General features: G+C 63.6%; 18 protein-coding genes. 9 read left to right on the forward strand and 9 right to left on the reverse strand.

Annotation, left to right across the window (positions count from 1 at the left end; all coding sequences use genetic code 11):
• Positions 1-35 precede the first annotated feature (35 nt).
• The gene (locus HMPREF1484_RS09190) at positions 36-827 is read right to left on the reverse strand and encodes a fumarylacetoacetate hydrolase family protein (RefSeq protein WP_016664761.1); all 792 of its coding nucleotides are present in this window, start codon (positions 825-827) and stop codon (positions 36-38) included.
• A gap of 219 nt (positions 828-1,046) precedes the next feature.
• On the opposite strand from HMPREF1484_RS09190, the gene HMPREF1484_RS09195 reads away from it, so the two are divergent.
• The 5 genes from HMPREF1484_RS09195 to HMPREF1484_RS11015 all read left to right on the forward strand — a co-directional run bounded on the left by HMPREF1484_RS09195 (position 1,047) and on the right by HMPREF1484_RS11015 (position 6,663).
• Positions 1,047-1,973: a hypothetical protein gene (locus tag HMPREF1484_RS09195; RefSeq protein ID WP_016664762.1), complete on the forward strand. Its 927-nt coding sequence runs from the start codon at positions 1,047-1,049 to the stop codon at positions 1,971-1,973.
• Between the two features lie 48 nt (positions 1,974-2,021).
• Positions 2,022-2,843 carry an endonuclease/exonuclease/phosphatase family protein gene (locus tag HMPREF1484_RS09200; RefSeq protein WP_016664763.1) on the forward strand — a complete coding sequence of 274 codons (822 nt, stop codon included), beginning with the start codon at positions 2,022-2,024 and terminating at the stop codon, positions 2,841-2,843.
• Between the two features lie 34 nt (positions 2,844-2,877).
• Positions 2,878-5,436, forward strand: a complete 2,559-nt coding sequence (locus tag HMPREF1484_RS09205; protein ID WP_016664764.1) for an RNA helicase — start codon at positions 2,878-2,880, stop codon at positions 5,434-5,436.
• Entirely contained in the window at positions 5,433-5,942 is a 510-nt protein-coding gene (locus HMPREF1484_RS09210) for a PTS sugar transporter subunit IIA (RefSeq protein ID WP_016664765.1), read from the forward strand. The genes HMPREF1484_RS09205 and HMPREF1484_RS09210 overlap by 4 nt, the downstream gene beginning before the upstream one ends.
• 319 nt (positions 5,943-6,261) lie before the next feature.
• Positions 6,262-6,663, forward strand: a complete 402-nt coding sequence (locus HMPREF1484_RS11015) for a hypothetical protein (RefSeq protein ID WP_016664766.1) — start codon at positions 6,262-6,264, stop codon at positions 6,661-6,663.
• 363 nt (positions 6,664-7,026) lie between these two features.
• On the opposite strand, the gene HMPREF1484_RS11580 is transcribed toward HMPREF1484_RS11015, so the two are convergent.
• A complete protein-coding gene (locus HMPREF1484_RS11580; RefSeq protein WP_016664767.1) occupies positions 7,027-7,227 on the reverse strand; it encodes a hypothetical protein in 201 nt (66 codons plus the stop codon).
• Positions 7,228-7,405: 178 nt separating this feature from the next.
• On the opposite strand from HMPREF1484_RS11580, the gene HMPREF1484_RS09220 reads away from it, so the two are divergent.
• The 4 genes from HMPREF1484_RS09220 to HMPREF1484_RS09235 all read left to right on the forward strand — a co-directional run bounded on the left by HMPREF1484_RS09220 (position 7,406) and on the right by HMPREF1484_RS09235 (position 10,100).
• On the forward strand, positions 7,406-7,765 hold the full coding sequence (locus tag HMPREF1484_RS09220) for a helix-turn-helix transcriptional regulator (protein WP_040386570.1): 360 nt from the start codon (positions 7,406-7,408) through the stop codon (positions 7,763-7,765).
• Positions 7,762-8,364, forward strand: coding sequence for a cadmium resistance transporter (locus HMPREF1484_RS09225; RefSeq protein WP_016664769.1), 603 nt, complete (start codon positions 7,762-7,764; stop codon positions 8,362-8,364). Before HMPREF1484_RS09220 ends, HMPREF1484_RS09225 begins: the two co-directional genes overlap by 4 nt.
• A 429-nt stretch (positions 8,365-8,793) precedes the next feature.
• Positions 8,794-9,168, forward strand: a complete 375-nt coding sequence (locus HMPREF1484_RS09230; RefSeq protein WP_016664770.1) for a helix-turn-helix transcriptional regulator — start codon at positions 8,794-8,796, stop codon at positions 9,166-9,168.
• Entirely contained in the window at positions 9,168-10,100 is a 933-nt protein-coding gene (locus HMPREF1484_RS09235) for a cation diffusion facilitator family transporter (protein ID WP_016664771.1), read from the forward strand. The genes HMPREF1484_RS09230 and HMPREF1484_RS09235 overlap by 1 nt, the downstream gene beginning before the upstream one ends.
• A 102-nt stretch (positions 10,101-10,202) precedes the next feature.
• On the opposite strand, the gene HMPREF1484_RS12000 is transcribed toward HMPREF1484_RS09235, so the two are convergent.
• From HMPREF1484_RS12000 to HMPREF1484_RS09270, 7 genes are all read right to left on the reverse strand, one after another.
• Positions 10,203-10,667, reverse strand: coding sequence for a C40 family peptidase (locus HMPREF1484_RS12000; RefSeq protein WP_275438549.1), 465 nt, complete (start codon positions 10,665-10,667; stop codon positions 10,203-10,205).
• A 446-nt stretch (positions 10,668-11,113) separates the two neighbouring features.
• Entirely contained in the window at positions 11,114-12,727 is a 1,614-nt protein-coding gene (cimA, locus tag HMPREF1484_RS09245; RefSeq protein WP_016664773.1) for a citramalate synthase, read from the reverse strand.
• A 51-nt stretch (positions 12,728-12,778) separates the two neighbouring features.
• Positions 12,779-13,861, reverse strand: a complete 1,083-nt coding sequence (locus HMPREF1484_RS09250) for a branched-chain amino acid aminotransferase (protein ID WP_016664774.1) — start codon at positions 13,859-13,861, stop codon at positions 12,779-12,781.
• Positions 13,862-13,903: 42 nt separating this feature from the next.
• Positions 13,904-14,959, reverse strand: a complete 1,056-nt coding sequence (locus tag HMPREF1484_RS09255) for a 3-isopropylmalate dehydrogenase (protein WP_016664775.1) — start codon at positions 14,957-14,959, stop codon at positions 13,904-13,906.
• A gap of 44 nt (positions 14,960-15,003) precedes the next feature.
• Complete coding sequence (ilvC, locus tag HMPREF1484_RS09260; RefSeq protein ID WP_016664776.1) at positions 15,004-16,035, reverse strand: ketol-acid reductoisomerase; 1,032 nt, start codon at positions 16,033-16,035, stop codon at positions 15,004-15,006.
• A 129-nt stretch (positions 16,036-16,164) separates the two neighbouring features.
• Positions 16,165-16,695, reverse strand: a complete 531-nt coding sequence (ilvN, locus tag HMPREF1484_RS09265; RefSeq protein WP_016664777.1) for an acetolactate synthase small subunit — start codon at positions 16,693-16,695, stop codon at positions 16,165-16,167.
• A gap of 2 nt (positions 16,696-16,697) precedes the next feature.
• Positions 16,698-18,452, reverse strand: coding sequence for an acetolactate synthase large subunit (locus HMPREF1484_RS09270; protein ID WP_016664778.1), 1,755 nt, complete (start codon positions 18,450-18,452; stop codon positions 16,698-16,700).
• Positions 18,453-18,638 lie beyond the last annotated feature (186 nt).

Consider the following 18,638-nt stretch of genomic DNA (forward strand, 5'->3'; position numbering starts at 1 on the left):
GAGAGGTTGGCGGGGTGAGATCCCCGGATGTGGTCTTAGGCCTCGAGATCTTCGGGCGACACTATGCGGTTCGTGAGGGTGCCAATTCCGTCGATGTCGATGTCGACGGTGTCACCGACGTTCACGAGCCCGACGCCCGCGGGCGTGCCGGTGAGGATGACGTCGCCGGGAAGAAGGGTCGTCGAGCGCGTGATCTCCTCGATGATCTCGGGGATGCGGCGCAGCATGTCGGCGCTCGTGCCGTCCTGTTTGACCTCGCCGTTCACGCGCGAGCGGATGCGCGCGTTCGCGGTATCAAGGTCCGTTTCGATCCACGGCCCGAGCGGGCACGAGGTGTCGAAGGCTTTCGCGCGGAACCACTGGGACTCTTCGCGCTGGGCATCGCGCACCGTGAGATCATTCGCGCACGTGTAGCCCAGGATGACGTCCGAGGCGCGATCGGCCGGGATGTTTTTCGCGAGGGTTTTGATAACGACCGCGAGCTCGGCCTCAAAGCTGAGCTCCGCGGCATCAGCGGGGTAAACGATCGGATCGTTAGGGCCGATCACCGACGTGTTCGGCTTGAGGAACAGCAGCGGTCGTTCGGGAGCTTCGCCGCCCATCTCACGCGCGTGCTCCGCGTAGTTCTTGCCAACGCCAACGACCTTCGACCTCGGGATCACAGGGGCGAGGAGGCGGACGTCCTCGAGCGGGAGGATCGTGCCGTTAGGTTGAATCTGGGTGTACAGCGGGTCTCCCGAGATTCCGTACACCATGTCCACGCCGTCCTTTTCCTGGACGATGCCGAACATCGGGTTCGAGCCAGTGGTGAATCGTGCAATGCGCATGCCCTCAGTCTAGTAGCGCGCTTTGGCTTGCACGGGCTATGCCTCTATGCCCTTGGCCACCCCTCACTCTTTCTTCACATCCGCAGCCCGTGCGCAGCCCGCCCCACACGTATCGGCACGTAAACTCAATGAGTGTTTTCTTCATCGCGTTCGTCTTCGTCATCGATCTCGCCTGCTGCCCCCGGTCGCTTCGTCGCCGTGATGTCGGCGGAAGAAGCGATGCATGCACGCGAGGAGCACGAGGCACGCGCGGATCGTTTGAGCGCCCCGCACCGAGAGCGAAAGGCACGCGGCGAGAAGCACCCGATCGAGGATTTTCTGCACACGTACTACCCCTTCAGCCCGGGGCAGCTTCGGCGCTGGCATCCGGGCTGGCAGGTGGGTTACGAAGCCTCGGCGGATCAGGCACACAGCGGAGTTGGGGATGTCGATTCCGACGGCTGCCGGCGCTGGTATAGCGACATGCAGCTCCAATCGGGCGGCGCTTCGGGTGCGGTGCGCGCGGCGGACCTCGAGCGATTTGCACGCGAGCGAGGCGATGCCGCCTACTGGATTCACCGATTGCTGTCCAACTCGAGTTTTGCCGAAAAGCCCGGGAATTTTTCGTGTTTTGGTCTTCACGAATGGGCGATGGTGTACCGCCTCGGGCCGGGCGAGAAGCGGCATGAATCGCTTCCCTTGCGACTGAGCGCCGAGGAAACAAACCGCGTGGTTGAAGAGAACCGTCTCGTGTGCTCGCATATCGACGCGTTTCGTTTCTTTACGCCGCAGGCGGCTCCGCTCAATGCCTCGCGCCCCACTCGCGAGAGTCAGCCCATGAGGGATGACCCGGCGTGCCTTCACGTGGGTATGGACCTGTACAAGTGGTCGATGAAGCTCGCGCCGCTGCTGCCGAGCGATATCGCACTTGACTGCTTCGAGCACGCCCTGGATTTGAGGATTCTCGATATGGAGGCCTCCCCGTACGACTGCCGAGGATACGGATACGGGATCGTGCCCATCGAGACTGAGGAGGGTAAGCGCGAGTACGTGCGGCGCCAGCGGCTTCTCGCCGATCGTTCGGATGCGCTGCGCACGCGGATCCTCGCCGCCGTGGAACCTCTCGTGCCTCTATTTGCTAAGTCTTCTCGCCCCTGCGCGAGCTAAGTCTCCCAAACACCATTATTCTTCGACGTTTCGCGGCACAATAGATGTATGCCTGCTTCCCCGTCCACGTCCCCACGCACTGCGCGCGTCCGCGTCGCCACGTTCAACATTCATCACGGCGCTAATTCCCGCAACGTTCTCGATCTCGACGCGACCGCTTACGCCCTCGAGTCGCTCGAGGCCGATGTGATCGGCCTGCAGGAGGTCGACCGATTCTTCGGGACGCGCTCAGACTTCGTGGATCAGGCAGCGTGGCTCGCAGACCGCCTCCACATGCACGCCCAGTTCGCCCCCACGATCGATCTTGAGCCGTCGCGCCGTTCCGCGGAGCGGGTGGGGCTTAGCACGCGCAGGCAGTACGGGATCGCGGTGCTGTCCTCGTACCCGATTGTCGACTCGCACCTCGCACGTCTTCCCGAAAACCGACTGATCGAACGCCGTGCGGTGCTACGCACACGCATCGATGCCGATGGAACCCCCTTCTCGTTCGCCGTCACGCATCTCGCACTCGGCCCGGGGCGGACCAGACGCGCGCAGTTCCGAGCCGCGCGCGAGGTCGCATTCGCGGGCGAGGAGCCCGCAGTCCTCGTGGGAGATCTCAATTCCGCGCCCTCGCATGCGCGCGATTATTCCGTCTTCACGAAGGGGCTCACAGACGTGTGGGCCGCGAAGCATCGCTTCCCGCTCGCCAAGCGCTTCCTCGGCCGCACAAACCCCGTGATTCCCATTCCGTTACGACGTATCGACTACATTCTCGCGAGTCGTGACATTCGGCCGATCTCGGCGAAGACCCTCCGCACGCACGCGTCGGATCACCTCCCGGTCGTCGCGGAACTCGAGATCCCTCACGTCGATCTCGCCGCCGAATAGGCAGCGGCCCGGGCGGGGCTGCCACAATGGGGGCATGCCACTTCTTCACGACTTTCTCCCCACGTCCTCGAGCGAGGATGCGATCGTCGAGGGTTTCATCGCGGCGCAAGCCGAGGTTGGCCGCACCCTCTACTCCCATCAAGAGGAGGCGCTCCTCGCGATCGCCGCTGGCGACCACGTGATTGCCGCGACGCCCACCGGCTCGGGAAAGACAACGATTGCTTACGCGGCGCTCTACGCCGCGATGGCGCGCGGAGAAACCGCGTACTACACCGCCCCGATTAAGGCGCTCGTGAGCGAGAAGTTCTTCGAGATCGTCTCGATGTTTGGGGCTGAGAACGTCGGCATGATGACGGGCGATTCGTCCGTGAACCACGAGGCCCCGATCATCGTGTGCACGGCTGAGATTCTCGCGAATCATGCGCTTCGCGACGGTGAGACGAGCGATATCGGCCTCGTCGTCATGGATGAGTTCCACTTCTACGACGATTCGCAGCGCGGCTGGGCCTGGCAGGTGCCTCTGATCGAGCTCCCGCGCACGCAGTTCGTGCTCATGAGCGCGACCCTCGGTGACGTGACCTTCTTCGAAAAGGACCTCGAGACGCGCACAGGCAGGAGCGTGAGTACGATCGCGGGGGCCGAACGCCCCGTTCCCCTCGATTTCCGTTGGGCGACGACCGACCTTCCCGAGACGATCACAGAGATCCTCGACAACCGCGACGCGCCCGTCTACATCGTCCATTTCACCCAGAAAGACGCACTCGAACAGGCACAGCACCTGCTCGGCACGAAGATTCTTACGCGCGAGGAAAAAGACAAGATCCGCGAGCTCATCGGTGATTTCCGCTTCTCGCGCGGCTTTGGCTCGATCCTCTCGAAGCTCGTGCGCGAGGGTATCGGCGTTCACCACGCCGGCATGCTCCCGAAGTATCGCCGCCTCGTTGAGCGACTCGCCCAGTCGGGGCTGCTCAAGGTCATCGCGGGCACCGACACCCTCGGGGTGGGGATTAACGTTCCGATCCGCACGGTTCTGATGACGGGGCTCGCGAAGTTCGATGGCCGCCGTCAGCGTCTTCTCAATACACGCGAGTTCCTCCAAATCGCTGGCCGGGCGGGACGCGCGGGCTACGACACCGTGGGCCACGTCGTCGTCCAGGCTCCCGAGTGGACCGTCGAGTTCGAAAAAGAAAAAGAACGTTTCGCGAAGCGTGCCGAACGCGGCGCTACCCCCAATAATGCGAAGAAAAAGAAGCAGCGCGAGCCGAAAATGCGCATCCCCGAGGGCCGGGTGAACTGGACCGAGGACAACCTCAGGAAGCTGAGTGAAGAGCAACCGTCGGAACTGAAGCCGCACATGGCGATGACGAGTTCGATCCTCCTCGCGCTGATCTCTCGCCCCGGAAGCGCTCTCAAGGCGGCTCAGCACCTCATCGACGAAAGCCACCAGAGCCGCGCCCAAAAATTCGCGCTCAAGCGCCGTGCTCTCGAGCTATTCCGCGGCCTCAAGGAAGCGGAGATCATCACGGTACGCGACGAGCCCGATCACCTCGGTCGCACCGTCACACTCGTGGACGACCTCCAGTGGGACTTCCAGATGAACCAGCCGCTCGCGGCATTCGCGATCGCAGCCCTCGATATCCTCGACGAGGACTCCCCGACTCTCACGATGGACTCGGTTTCGATCATCGAGGCGATCCTGGAAGACCCGTTCCAGATTCTGCTCGCGCAGCAAAATGCGGCGAAGAGTGCGTTGCTCGCCGAGCTCAAGGCTGACGGCGTCGACTACACCGAGCGCATGGCCCGGCTCGACGAAGTGACCTGGCCAAAGCCGCTCGAAGAAGAACTCACCGCAGCCCTCGAGATCTACGCGAAAAACAGGCCGTGGATCAACGTGCACGACCTCTCCCCCAAGAAAATCGTGCGCGAGTTCTACGAGACGGGCGCGACGTTCAGCGAGTTCGTCTCGCGCTACAAGCTCATGCGCTCCGAGGGCATCGTGCTTCGCTACCTTTCCGACGCCTATCAAGCCCTCCGGCGCACACTCCCAGTCGAGCTTCGAACCGAAGGGCTCGAGGACGTCATCGAATGGCTCGGTGTTCTCGTCCGGGGTGTTGACTCCTCGCTTCTTGACGAGTGGGAGGCACTCACCAACCCCGACAACGATACGGATGCCGCGAGCGAAGTACGCCCCGATTCACCACGCAGTCTGAGCGCGCAGACCAAGGTGCTCACGCAAATGGTGCGCGCCGCGATGTGGCGACGAGTGGAAGACTTCGCGTTCGAGCGCGAGGAGCAACTCGGTGAACTCGATGGCGCGAGTGGGTGGGACGCGGATCGCTGGGGCGAAGCCATGGACGACTTCTACGACGCACACGATCACGTCGTGATCGAGGATCGCGCCCGCGCACACCAATACCTCCGCCTCGAGCAAGAGTCGAAGCGTTGGCTCGTCACGCAGACCATCGTCGATCCCGAAGGCGATCACGACTTCGTGATGCAGGCGATCGTGGACCTCGAACAGACCGACGAGGAGGGCGAGCTCGCACTCACCCTCGAGTACGTCGGAGACATCGTGAAGGCGCCCTGGCGGTGACGCCGCCACGTGCATACGTGCTCGACGTCCCGAAAGACGCGGGCACGAGCTTCGCCTCGCTCACCCGGTTCGTGGCGAGACACCTCGAGGCCGACGCATGCGTGACGTCGTCGTGGGTCGAGGCCTTACTCGCGCGCGAGCAGCTCTACCCCACCGGCCTCCCGCTCGAACCGCCCGTCGCGATACCCCACGCTGACGAGACCCACACCCTTAAGGATGCTCTCGTGGTGGTAAGGCTCGCTGAGCCCCTCGCGTTCGGTGCAATGGGAGATTCCGACGCCGGAGCGCTCCAGGTGCGCCTCGCCGTCTTTATCGTTGCCGGCAACGGGATGGCCCAGGTCGAGGCACTCGAAAGGCTCCTCAGCATCCTTGGCGACGGCGCGCGCCGCGAAAGGCTCGAAGCCGGCTCGGCCGAGAACGCAAGGCGGTCCTTCGAAGCGATGCTCGAACAACTCGCCGCACTCACCACAGCCCCCGACAAACCCCCACACCCGCGAAAACCGTGACAGATCTGATCCTTCAAGCCAAAGCCAACCGTGTACGCGCTCAGCGCATGCGCGCCCTCTCCGACGAGCTCGACAGCCTCAGCGTCGAAGAACTCGAGCGCCACGACCCGTCCTATATTCAAGGCGTGCGTGTCCTCTACGACGCAGCAGGCACCCCACAACGCGACGAAACAGCCTTCCGCCACGCACTCAAAACCGCACACCGCGCCCACAAACGCGGCCAACGCCTCAAAGACACCCTCATCATCGACGCCTACGAACACGCCTGCCGCATCGCCCACGCCCAAGACACCCTAGGCCGCCCCGACGAAATGCCCCCATGCGCGACCGCCTCACCATGGCCCGCCGCGTCCGCGCCTACGCCACCACCAACAAGACCGTCAAAGAGGCCGGAACAGGCCTCAGCTCCACCCAACACGTCACCCCCACCGAACGCAGCGCACTACGCACCTTCGGCTCACGCGGCGGCAAAAAATCCGCACAACGCTGGACCGACCCCACCCAAACCGAGTACCACACCAACGCCCGCAAACCCCTCGAAGCCGCCAACAAACGCCGAGCGCAGCAGGCGAGGGCTTCGAAGGCCGAGGTGTTGGCGTTTCTCAGCAGGCAGATTGTCGAGTCGGGCACCCAGCCCACGCGACGGGAAGTCATGCAGGAATTTGGACTGTCTGAGTCCACCGCGAAGCGCTATCTCCGCGAGGTGCGGCATCTTCTCTAGGGGGGTCAGGCCGTAAGCATAGAACGGTTCCCCCTCCCCCCTGGGAGGGCACACGGCTTTCCCTCTTTTCCTCACCCTTCTCCCGCGGCCCGGCGCCCTACCCAAGGGGGGTCAGGCCAAAGGCCTTTCGCGGCATATCCTCGCGCGGCTCCGGTATTCCACGATGCCCTGCCGGCTCCCCGCTCCTGCGCCTCCATCCGAATCTCGCCAGGAGGGCCCAAGAAAAGGTCATTTGCCAGACCTCCCACCTAACGTCACCAGCGCAGGTCGCCACCCATGAGGGACAACACGACGAAGCCACCGTCTTTGGGGGCCTGGACTGACGCGGCGCTCGGTGAGCAGAGGTTGGACTCGAGGGGATGTTCAGCGGAAGTCGTAGTCGGGGTCCATCCCGCTGGAGAGATAGATGTCCTCAGCGTCGACTTCGCTGAGCATCTCGCTCATCGGAGAGTCGGCGCCAACATAGTGGTCTTCACCGATCATGCATCGGCATTCTTCGGCCCAGGTGTCGTCGGTCCCGTCTCCGACCTCTGTGTGCTTCCAGTGTTTTGGTCCTGTTGGCATGACCCAACTATAGAGGTCGAGGGGTGTTGGTTCGCGCTCAACGAGATGCTGTTGCAATGGGGTACCCCAGTAGGACAACCCTGCTGTGCCACGGAGCTGTAGCTTCTTGGGAGCAAGAGACCGAGAACACCAGGCCACCGGTCACGAACTGTTCAGTGCGCACTGTATAGTTCAGTGTATGTTGACTATTGCTTCGCGTCTGGACGTGATGAACCGCCTGGGTCGTGCACTGGCCGACCCCACTCGATCCCGGATCATCTTGACCCTGCTCGACCATCCCGCTTACCCGGCGGAACTATCCCGAGATCTGGACCTGACACAACCGAACGTGTCCAACCACCTGGCATGCCTGCGCGATTGCGGGATCGTCGTCTCCGAGCCCGAGGGTCGCCGGACACGATACGAGATCGCCGATTCGCACCTGGCGCAGGCGCTGACGGCACTGGTCGATGCCACCCTGGCAGTGGACGAAGACGCCCCGTGCATCGACCCCGCCTGCTCGCTTCCCGAATGCAACGTAGCTGGGGAGGGCGCATGAATCTCACCACGGTCTTGCAGGCGATAGGCCTGTTCGCAGCTACCAACATCGACGACATCATCGTGCTCGCCCTCTTCTTCGCGCGAGGGGCACGCCAGAGCGGCACCACCGCCCGTATTTTGGCCGGCCAGTACCTCGGATTTGCCGGCATCCTCGGTGCCGCGATCCTTGTGACCATCGGTGCCGGAGCATTTCTGCCTCCGGCAGTCATTCCATATTTTGGTCTCATCCCGCTGGGCCTCGGCCTCTGGGCCGCATGGCAGGCTTGGCGCGGAGACGATGACGACGATGACGACGAGGCCAAGGTTGCCGGCAAGAAGGTCGGCGTTTGGACAGTCGCAGGCGTCACTTTTGCCAATGGCGGCGACAACATCGGTGTCTACACCCCTGTATTCCTTAGCGTGGAACCTCTCGCAGTAGTCGCCTACTGCATCGTCTTCCTCGCGCTCGTTGCGGTCCTGGTGGCCTTGGCAAAGTTCGTCGCCACCCGCCCCCCGATCGCGGAAGTGCTCGAACGCTGGGAGGACATCCTCTTTCCCATCGTTCTCATCGGCCTCGGCATCGTGATCCTCGTCAGCGGCGGAGCCTTCGGGCTCTGACGTAGCGACAGCGAGCCAACCAGCCCTGAGGGCGTGTCGGGGGTGTGCAACGGGTTGGCCCGGTTCGGACTCGACGAGGTTGCTGAGATCTTCGGAGGGTTGGTTCCTGGCTAGCCTGACCGGAGGTAGGTACGGCAGCGTCGGACAGGAGACAGCACAGGGTGTCGTGCGCGGAGGCCACCGGCAGCAGCCCCGGTGCGGCAAGCGGAAGAAGCACCGCACGTCTACTCGTCGTTGTGTCCACTGTCGCAACTCCCCTTCCCTAGTGCCCTCGCACGACCACGATGATCGTGCCCGCGGGGCGCATCGAGTCTAGTTCCGAGTCGCCCCGAGCTGGCCCTTGGCTCCGCACCGGGGCGCGCCCCAGCTCGCGCTGCCGCCAAGGACCACACCCCTTGCAATATCGCTTTATGACGATACAATCGGCACATGACGATGATTCCGGTGGTGGACAACGCTCCGTTCGAGGTCGCGGACGGCCATGCTGCGCTGTTCCATGCCCTGTCCGAGCCCACTCGATTGGCCCTCCTTCAGCACCTCTCGACCGGTGAGCACCGGGTCCGTGGCCTCGTAGAGCACATGCACCTGGCGCAGTCCACCGTGAGTAAGCACCTGGCGTGCCTGCGTGACTGTGGTCTGGTCACCGTGCGCACTGAGGGACGGGCCTCGTGGTTCGCCCTGGCTGATCCGGCCCGGCTCACGGACCTGCTGGAGACCGCGGAGACGCTGCTGGCCGCTTCCGGGGCGTCGCTCTCCCTCAAAGCCCACTGTGACCACGCTGAGCTTGAGGAAGGGGAGCTGTGATGGCGAGCGAGGGAGAGCACTCCCACCACCATGCTTCACCGGACACGGCCCGGGTTCGCCTGGCGATCGCGTTTGGCATTACGTCTGTCATCATGCTCGCGCAAGCCCTCGGCAGTGTCGTCACCGGAAGCCTTGCTCTGCTCACCGACACGGCACACGTGCTGGTCGATGCCTCGGGGCTGCTGGTGGCCCTGATCGCGGCGACCATGATGCTGCGCCCGGCCAGCAGCCAACGCACCTGGGGATTCGCCCGCATCGAAGTGTTGGCCGCCCTGGCCCAGGCCACCCTCTTGATCGTGGTGGGAGCCTATACAGCAATCGAGGGCATCTCGCGGCTGACCGAGCCCCCCGAGGTCCCTTCCGGGGAGCTGCTCGCCTTCGGGGTGATCGGGCTGATCGCGAACATCGCTGCGATCCTCGTCCTGGCCGGGGGGAAGAACTCCAGCCTGAACATGCGCGCCGCGTTCCTCGAGGTCCTCAACGATGCCCTCGGATCGCTCGGCGTCATCACGGCCGCGCTGGTCATCCAGTTCACCGGGTTCCAGCAGGCCGACGCTCTGGCAGGGCTGTTCATCGCTGCGCTGATCGTGCCCCGAGCGTTCCGCATCCTGCGCGCGACGGTGCACATCCTCATGGAGTACACCCCCCAGGGGGTCGATCTCGATCAAGTTCGCGAGCACATCCTCGCCCTGGATCACGTCCAGGACGTTCACGACCTGCATGCCTCCGCGATTGGCAGTAACCTGCCCGTCATCTCGGCCCACGTCGTGGTCAGCGAGGAGTGCTTCGAATCCGCCCACGCGCTGCGGATCCTCGAAGACGTCCACCTCTGCGTCAGAACACACTTCCCGGTGGCGATCGAGCACGCCACCATCCAGTTGGAGAGCCCGTCCGTGCATGAACGCGAGGCCGCAGGCAGCCTCCACGCCTAACCCCACCGAGCTGCCCACCCCTTCCCCCCGGAGCGGCAACCCGACACAGAGGGGGCGCGGACCACCGGGAGGCGGTCCGCGCCCCGTCGGTGTCGCTGGTGCTCAGCGGAAGCTGATGAAGGTGGGGGATCCCCAGATCGTGCGCTCGGTGACGGCGCCCGCGGAGCGGCCCGCGTCGACGACCTTGTCACCGCCGGCGTAGACGCCGATGTGACCGGGCCAGACCACCAGATCGCCGGACTGGGCCGCGGACTTCGAGATCGAGGTGCCGGCGTTGACCTGCTGACCGGAGGTGCGCGGCAGATCGATGCCGGCCTGCTTGTAGGCGTACTGGGTCAGCCCCGAGCAGTCGAAGCCCACCCCCGGGCTGCTCGAGCTCCAGGAGTAGGAGGTGCCGATCTGGGTGCGAGCGGCGTCGACAATGCTCTGCCCGACGCTGCCCGAGGAGGAGGTGGAGGGCGTGGGGACCGACGTGCCCGTGCCCCCGATGGAGAGGCCTCCACCGTTGAGGGCGCCGCGCGCCCCCGCGCGAGCTGCGTACTGAACTGGGGCACCCCAGCATGACAGTTACTCGCGGGACTTTTACGGTTCCCAATGGGCCCAAAAGTGCACTTTTGCGACACATCTGTCGCACTGGGTACAGGGCAACGAGACGCGCGGTCGCATCCACCTCGACGTCTCCAGTAGCTATAGCGATACCGGACGTATACCACCCCGCCGCGAGATCTCGGAAGAAGTGGGCTGCACTCCCCGCACCGTTACGACGCACGTAGCGATGCTCCGAGAAGCTGGCTTGCTGCCCGCGAGTAGGGGTGGAAATGCCATAAGCACAGAACGGTTCCCCCTCCCCCTAGAGAGAGCACATGGCTTCCACCCTTCTTCACGCCCCACCACCACGGGCCTCCCGGCTCCCCTTCCGCCCTTCTCACTGCGGGCTTGAGATGTGGTCCCGCCTACCGCTGGCACTGCTATCCATTCAGGATCCACAAGCTGAAAGACCTCGAAGCGATGCTCTAGAGCGATCTTCCGCTTTCGCGCGCTGGGGCCACGCGGAGCTTGTGGAGGCCATACCAATAGGCGTCGAAAAGTGCCTCCCACGAGGCCTCGATAATGTTCGGGCCCACGCCAACCGTCGTGAAGCGGCCAAAGGGAGCCTGGCTCGTCACGAGCACGCGAGTCGTCGCGTCGGTGCCCTGCTGGGAGTCGAGGATACGCACCTTGAAGTCGACGAGTGCGAACGAGGCAATCTCGGGATAGGTGTCCACGAGCGCCTCACGAAGGGCCTTGTCGAGGGCATTCACGGGGCCGTTGCCTTCGGCGATCGTCACGCTTCGGTGACCGGGAGCCGTGCTGAGGCGCACGGTTGCTTCCGATTCGAGCGATCCGTCGCGGAGCTGGTGGGAGGAGGTGCGCCACGACTCCACCTCAACGTAGGTGGGAAGGTCCCCGAGAACGTGGAGCACGAGCATCTCGAAGGAGGCGTCGGCCGCCTCGTAGCTGTATCCCTCGGCTTCGCGCCCCTTGACTGTCTGGGCGAGCAGGGCGAGTGTGGCGTCCTCACCGGAGAGGTCGTAGCCGAGCTCGCGCCCCTTGAGTTCGATCGACGCCTTGCCCGCCATGTCCGAGATGATCATGCGCATGTCATTGCCCACGACCGTTGGATCCATGTGCTGGTACAGATCTGGATCCACGCGGATCGCGCTCGCGTGCAGGCCAGCCTTATGCGCGAATGCGCTCGCTCCCACGTACGGCGCGCGTGCGTACGCGGGAATATTCGCGATCTCCGCGATTGCGTGGGCGATCCGTGTCGCATCGCCAAGCTGTTCGGGGCTCACGAGCTTTCGCCCGAGCTTGAGCTGAAGATTGGCGAGAACCGGAATGAGATCGGCGTTGCCCGTCCGCTCGCCATAGCCGTTCACGCAGCCCTGAACATGCACCGCGCCCGCTTCTACGGCGGCGATCGTGTTCGCGATCGCGCAGCCGGAATCGTTATGCATGTGGGCACCGAGACGGTCGCTCTCGAGCCCTGCTTTTTCGAGCCGTGCACGCACATCCGTGATGATCGCACTCACCTGATGCGGAAGCATTCCACCATTCGTATCGCACAAAATGACGATCGCCGCCCCGGCGCGCAAGGCCTCGGCTACGACGCGCACCGCGTAGTCGGCATCGTGAGCGTAGCCGTCGAAAAAATGCTCGGCGTCGATGAACACCTCGCGGCCGTGACCACGGAGAAACTCAATGCTCTCGCGCACCATCGCGAGGTTCTCCTCGGCGCTCGTGCGCAGCGCCGATTCGACGTGCCGAAGATCAGACTTTGCCACGAGAGTGACCGTCGGCGCTCCTGAATCCACGAGCGCCCGCAGCTGCGGATCCTCGCTCGCGGCACACCCCTTCTTGCGGGTCGCCCCGAAGGCCGCGAGCCGGGCGTTTGTCAAAGAGAGCTCCTTTTTCGCACGCGCGAAAAATTCTGTGTCCTTCGGAACTGCACCTGGCCAGCCACCCTCGATATAGGTCACGCCGAGCTCATCGAGGAGCCTTGCGACCTGCAGTTTGTCCTCGACGCTAAGCGTGAGCCCTTCTTGCTGGGAGCCGTCGCGCAGGGTCGTGTCGTACAGGTGGAACACTGCCGTGACCTCCGAGGTGCTGAAGAAAGAAACGGATCGGGTAGTGCGGCGTTACACGAGGCGCGTGAGCCAGCCGTGGCGGTCCTCAACGCGGCCGTACTGGATGCCCGTCAGCTCTTCTCGAAGGGCCATCGTGACCTCGCCGCTGCCACCGTTGCCGATTGTCCACGTGGCCTTTTCATCACGCAGCTCGCCGATCGGGTTGATCACGGCTGCTGTACCGCACGCGAACATTTCCGTCACGCGGCCCGCAGCGATATCGGCGGTGAGCGCCTCGTAGTTGACGGACTCTTCGCTCGGGCTAAGGCCACGATCGGCGGCGAGCGTAAGGATCGATTCGCGCGTCACGCCCGGAAGGATCGACCCGGTGAGCGTGGGCGTCACGATGCGACCATCGGCGTAGACGACGAAAATATTCATGCCCGAGAGCTCATCGATGTTCGAGTGTGTCTCCGAGTCAAGGAACATGACCTCATCGGCGCCCGCCTTGGCCGCCTCATACTTGCCCTGGAGCGAGCTCGCGTAGTTGCCGCCGCACTTGGCAAAGCCCGTACCGCCACGGCCCGCGCGGGCGGCGAGCGGCGAGACCCAGACGACGAGGGGCTGCACGCCGCGCGGGAAGTAGTTACCGGCAGGCGAAGCGATCACGTAGTAGTCGACCATGTGCGCCGCACGCACACCGAGGAAGCTTTCCGAGGCGAACATGAACGGGCGAAGGTAGAGACTCGACTCGCCACCCGTGGGAACCCACGGCTCATCGGCGCTCACGACGCCTCGCAGCGAGGCGAGGAAGTCCTCGGTCGAAATCTCGGGTAGCGCGAGGCGCCTCGCCGAGTTCTGGATACGCGCGGCGTTCTTCTCGGGGCGGAAGGTCCACACGCTTTCGTCGGCGTGCCGGAAGGCCTTGAGTCCCTCGAAAATTTCCTGAGCGTAGTGGAAAACCGCAGCGGCAGGTTGGAGTGAGAGGGGGCCGTACGGAAGAATCTCACCCTCGCTCCAGCCTTCGGCTTCGGTCCACCGCTGATGGGCCATGTAATCGGTGAAGTTGTCGCCGAAGCCGGGATCCTTGAGGATGCGCTCACGCTCCTCGTTCGAGATTCGACGCGGAGCCGAGCTTGCGCGGTATTCACCCATGGGCTTCTATTCCTCTCACCTTTAATCGTTGATTTCCCCAGTTTACGAGGCTGCATGCGCCTTTTCCCGAACAGCCTGCGCGATTGCGTCCCCGATCTGCGCGCACGTACGCGCGGAGCCCGGGTTCTCCGCGAGATCCTCGGTCACGGCCTCGCGCACGCGCTGCGCGGCCGCGTCCTCACCGATTGACTCGAGAAGGAGCGCAACGGAGAGGATCGTCGCGGTGGGATTCGCAATGCCCTTGCCCGCGATGTCGGGGGCGCTTCCGTGCACGGGCTCAAACATCGACGGAAACTCACCCGTGGGGTTCAGGTTGCCGGAAGCCGAAAGCCCGATGCCGCCAGAGATCGCACCCGCAAGATCGGTAATGATGTCGCCAAAGAGGTTGTCCGTCACGATCACGTCGAAACGCGAAGGATCCTGAACGAGGTAGATCATCATCGCATCGATGTGCGAGTAATCAACCTCGACATCGGGATACTCGCCGGCCACGTTCTCGACGATGCGTTTCCAAAGACGCCCGGCGTGCACGAGCACGTTGTGCTTGTGCACGAGGGTGAGCTTCCCGCGGCGCTTTGCGGCAAGCTCGAAGGCATAGCGCACGACGCGCTCAACGCCGTGGGCAGTATTGATTGACACCTCGGTCGCAACCTCGTCAGCGCTCCCCTCGCGAAGCACCCCGCCGGCGCCAACGTACGCCCCCTCGGTTCCCTCGCGCACGACGACGAAGTCGACCGTGCCAGGGTTCGCAAGTGGGGAATCCACGTGCGGGAAGAGAGTCGTAGGGCGGAGGTTCACGTAGTGCTCGAACGCAAACCGGAGCTTGAGCAAGAGTCCGCGCTCGAGAACGCCCGAGGGCACGCTCGGGTGTCCGACGGCACCCAGTAGCAGGGCGTCGTGGCGCTTAAGCGCGTCCAGGTCTTCATCCGTCAGCGTTTCGCCGGTGTCGTGCCAGCGGCTCGCGCCGAGGTTGTAGTCGGTCGTGACGAGGTTACGCCCCGTGCTTTCCAGGGCCGCCCGAAGAACCTTGAGGCCCTCGGGTACAACTTCCTGCCCAATCCCGTCTCCGGGGATGACAGCGAGGTCAAGTGTGCTCATGGTTTCTCCTTCGGTGGCGCGAGGGTGGTGCACGGGGCGGCGAATCAGCGTTGTGCGGTGCCCTCTGTGTAGTCGGCATCGAGCTGCTCGGCGCTCCAGGCAAACATCGTGCGAAGCTCCTTGCCGACCTTCTCGATCGGGTGCTCCTGCTCGCTCGCGCGCAGCTTCGTGAACTCGGGCGCACCTGCCTTTTGATCATCGACGAAGCGCTTCGCGAAGCTGCCGTTTTGAATGTCGTCCAAAACGGCCTTCATGGAGGCCTTGACGTGTTCGTCCACGACTCGCGGACCCGAGACGTAGTCGCCGAATTCGGCGGTATCCGAGATCGACCAGCGCTGCTTCGCGATGCCACCTTCGATCATGAGGTCCACGATGAGCTTGAGCTCGTGAAGCACCTCGAAGTAGGCGATCTCGGGCTGGTAGCCCGCCTCGGTCAGTGTCTCGAAGCCCGCCTGCACGAGGTGGCTCATGCCTCCGCACAGCACAGCCTGCTCACCAAAGAGGTCGGTTTCGGTTTCTTCCGTGAAGGTGGTTTTGATCGCGCCCGCGCGCAGGCCACCAATCGCCTTCGCGTATGACAGGGCGAGCGGCCAGGCCTCGCCCGACTCGTCGTTTTCCACTGCGATGATGCAGGGAACACCGCGCCCGGCGACGAACTCGCGGCGCACCGTATGGCCCGGGCCCTTCGGCGCGACGAGCGCGACGTCGACGCCCTTGGGCGCTTCGATGTAGTCGAAGCGGATGTTGAAGCCGTGCGCGAAGAAGAGCGCGTTACCCGCCTCGAGGTTGTCCTTGATCTCGTTCTCGTAGATCTCGGCCTGGTACTGGTCAGGAGCGAGGATCATGATGACGTCGGCCCACTTCGCGACCTCGGCGACGGTGTCCACGCCGAAGCCTTGCTCTTCGGCTTTCGCTCGCGATTTCGACCCTTCCTTGAGGCCGATGCGTACCTCGGCGCCCGAGTCGCGAAGGTTGAGGGCGTGAGCGTGGCCCTGCGAGCCGAATCCTACGATGCCGACCTTCTTGGACTGGATGAGTGCAAGATCAGCGTTGTCGTCATAAAACATTTCCGCCACGGTGAACTCCTTCGGTTCTCATGTGTGATTCGGTTGTGGGCAGTCTAACCGCCCCTCGTCTTACTTACTGGATACGTGTCTCATATTGAGAAACGCCGGTGGGTGTGCACCCGTCGGACCCCACGCTGCCTACCCGAGCAGCGCGCGATCCGTAATCGAACGCGAGCCGCGCCCGATCGCGACCGCCCCCGATTTAACGATCTCCTTGACCCCGAACTGCTCGAGCATGGACAGCAGCGCGGCAAGCTTATCGGCCGATCCCGTCGCCTCGATCGTGACGGAATCGGAGGCCGCATCGACGACCTTCGCTCGAAACATCTGCACTATTTCGAGAACCGACGTGCGGGTCTGGTTGTTGGCCTTAACCTTGACGAGCACAAGCTCACGCTCGACCGACTGCCGCGGCTCGAGCTGGACGATTTTCAGGACGTTCACGAGCTTATTGAGCTGCTTCGTGATCTGCTCAAGCGGCATCTGATCGACCTCGACCACGACGGTGATGCGAGAGATGCCCTCGTGCTCGGTGGGTCCCACCGCGAGCGACGCGATGTTGTAGCCACGCCTCGCAAAAAGCGCCGAGATGCGCGTGAGAACGCCGGGCTTATTCTCAACCAGAACCGACAGCGTATGGTTCTTCTCTGGGTCGCGCGAAAAGTCCATGCTCAGATCTCCCTCTCCCATTCGGGCGTCATACCCTGCGCGATTTGAATCTCGTCATTGCTCACGCCAGCGGGCACCATGGGCCACACCATCGCGTCAGCACTCACCTGAAAATCGACCACGACGGGGCGATCATTGATCGCCATCGCCTCGCCGATCACCCGGTCGATGTCCTCGTCGCGCTCGCACCGCAGCCCCACGGCACCGTAGGCCTCGGCGAGCTTCACGAAGTCGGGAACGCGGCGCGTGCCGTGCCCGGTATTGAGATCGGTATTGGAAAAACGCTGATCGTAGAAAAGGTTCTGCCACTGACGCACCATGCCTAGCGACGAATTGTTGATGATCGCGACCTTGATCGGAATGTCGTTGAGCACGCAGGTCGCGAGCTCCTGATTCGTCATTTGGAAGCAACCGTCGCCGTCGATCGACCACACGACCTTGCCGGGCTGGCCCACTTTCGCGCCCATCGCCGCGGGCAGCGAGTAGCCCATCGTGCCGAGGCCGCCGGAGTTGATCCACGAATACGGCTCCTCGAAGTCGATGAATTGACTCGACCACATCTGGTGCTGGCCCACACCGGCAACGAAGATCGATTCGGGGCCACTGATGGCGCTGATCCGCGAAATCACGTGCTGCGGCGCCGTGTAGCCGTCGGCAGTCGCGGTCCACCCGAGCGGGTAGTTCTCGCGCAGCCCGTTCATGAGCTGCCACCAGGCTTCGTAGTCGCGTTCGTCGCCGTCTGCAAGGCGATCGGCGAGGGCCGCTAGAAGGGCGCGAGCGACATCCGCCGCATCGCCCACGATCGGCACGTCGGCGACTCGGTTTTTTGAAATCTCGGCGGGGTCGATATCGGCGTGCACAACCTTTGCTGCGGGCGCGAACGAGTCGAGCCTTCCCGTCACGCGGTCATCGAAGCGCGCCCCGATCGCGATAATCAGGTCACTGCGTTGGAGGGATGCGACCGCGGCGACGTCTCCGTGCATCCCGGGCATTCCCAGGTGCTGCGGGTGCGAGTCGGGAAGGGCGCCGCGCGCCATGAGAGTCGTCACGAACGGGGCGTTCGCCACTTCGACGAGCGCACGCACCTCCTCGTTCGCGCGCGAACGAAGCACACCACCGCCCAGGAGGAACACGGGGCGCTTCGCGTTCACGAGCAACTCGACCGCTTCGCGAATCTGCTTGCCGTTGGGGCGCCCCGGGACGCGATAGCCGGGAAGATTGAGCTCTTCGGGCCATTCGAAAACGGTTTCTGCCTGCTGCGCATCCTTCGTCACGTCTACGAGAACGACTCCGGGCCTGCCCGTCGAGGCGATGTGGAAGGCCTGTTTGATCGCGAGCGGAATGTCGTCCGCGTTCTTGACGAGGATGTTGTGCTTTGTCACGGGCATCGTCATGCCCACGATGTCGGCCTCTTGGAACGCGTCCGTGCCAATAAAACTCGAACCGACCTGACCGGTGATCACCACCATGGGGATCGAGTCCATCTGGGCATCGGCAATCGCGGTGATGAGGTTCGTCGCGCCGGGCCCCGAGGTTGCGATACACACGCCCACCTTGCCGGTTGCATGGGCGTACCCGCTCGCCGCGTGGCCCGCGCCCTGCTCGTGACGCACGAGAATGTGCCGAAGCCCCTTCGCATCGAGAAGCGGATCGTAGGTCGGGAGGATCGCTCCCCCGGGCAGGCCAAACACGACTTCCGCCCCCGCCGCTTCGAGCGACATGATGAGCGATTGCGCTCCCGTGACTGCTTCAGCCATAACGCCTCCAACTATTCACTGACAAAAAAGCCCCTCGTCCCTTGCGGGAAATCGAGGGGCGCGGCTTATCGTGCGGGGGCGTTAGCCGCGCCCGGTAACGATAAGGAGAATGCTCTGCATGCCTGTAAAACTACCCGGATACGAATCTTGAAACGAAACGGTTCACATCTTGAGATCCGACGGCTC

This window comes from Dermabacter sp. HFH0086, assembly GCF_000413375.1.
GTDB lineage: Bacteria > Actinomycetota > Actinomycetes > Actinomycetales > Dermabacteraceae > Dermabacter > Dermabacter hominis.

Bases quoted from the DNA above. Each gene is read 5' to 3' on its own strand.
- HMPREF1484_RS09190 (WP_016664761.1), bottom strand. From the start codon at position 827: ATGCGCATTGCACGATTCACCACTGGCTCGAACCCGATGTTCGGCATC.
- HMPREF1484_RS09195 (WP_016664762.1), top strand. From the start codon at position 1,047: ATGCATGCACGCGAGGAGCACGAGGCACGCGCGGATCGTTTGAGCGCC.
- HMPREF1484_RS09200 (WP_016664763.1), top strand. From the start codon at position 2,022: ATGCCTGCTTCCCCGTCCACGTCCCCACGCACTGCGCGCGTCCGCGTC.
- HMPREF1484_RS09205 (WP_016664764.1), top strand. From the start codon at position 2,878: ATGCCACTTCTTCACGACTTTCTCCCCACGTCCTCGAGCGAGGATGCG.
- HMPREF1484_RS11015 (WP_016664766.1), top strand. From the start codon at position 6,262: ATGCGCGACCGCCTCACCATGGCCCGCCGCGTCCGCGCCTACGCCACC.
- HMPREF1484_RS11580 (WP_016664767.1), bottom strand. From the start codon at position 7,227: ATGCCAACAGGACCAAAACACTGGAAGCACACAGAGGTCGGAGACGGG.
- HMPREF1484_RS09220 (WP_040386570.1), top strand. From the start codon at position 7,406: ATGTTGACTATTGCTTCGCGTCTGGACGTGATGAACCGCCTGGGTCGT.
- HMPREF1484_RS09225 (WP_016664769.1), top strand. From the start codon at position 7,762: ATGAATCTCACCACGGTCTTGCAGGCGATAGGCCTGTTCGCAGCTACC.
- HMPREF1484_RS09230 (WP_016664770.1), top strand. From the start codon at position 8,794: ATGACGATGATTCCGGTGGTGGACAACGCTCCGTTCGAGGTCGCGGAC.
- HMPREF1484_RS09235 (WP_016664771.1), top strand. From the start codon at position 9,168: ATGGCGAGCGAGGGAGAGCACTCCCACCACCATGCTTCACCGGACACG.
- HMPREF1484_RS09250 (WP_016664774.1), bottom strand. From the start codon at position 13,861: ATGGGTGAATACCGCGCAAGCTCGGCTCCGCGTCGAATCTCGAACGAG.
- HMPREF1484_RS09255 (WP_016664775.1), bottom strand. From the start codon at position 14,959: ATGAGCACACTTGACCTCGCTGTCATCCCCGGAGACGGGATTGGGCAG.
- ilvN (WP_016664777.1), bottom strand. From the start codon at position 16,695: ATGGACTTTTCGCGCGACCCAGAGAAGAACCATACGCTGTCGGTTCTG.
- HMPREF1484_RS09270 (WP_016664778.1), bottom strand. From the start codon at position 18,452: ATGGCTGAAGCAGTCACGGGAGCGCAATCGCTCATCATGTCGCTCGAA.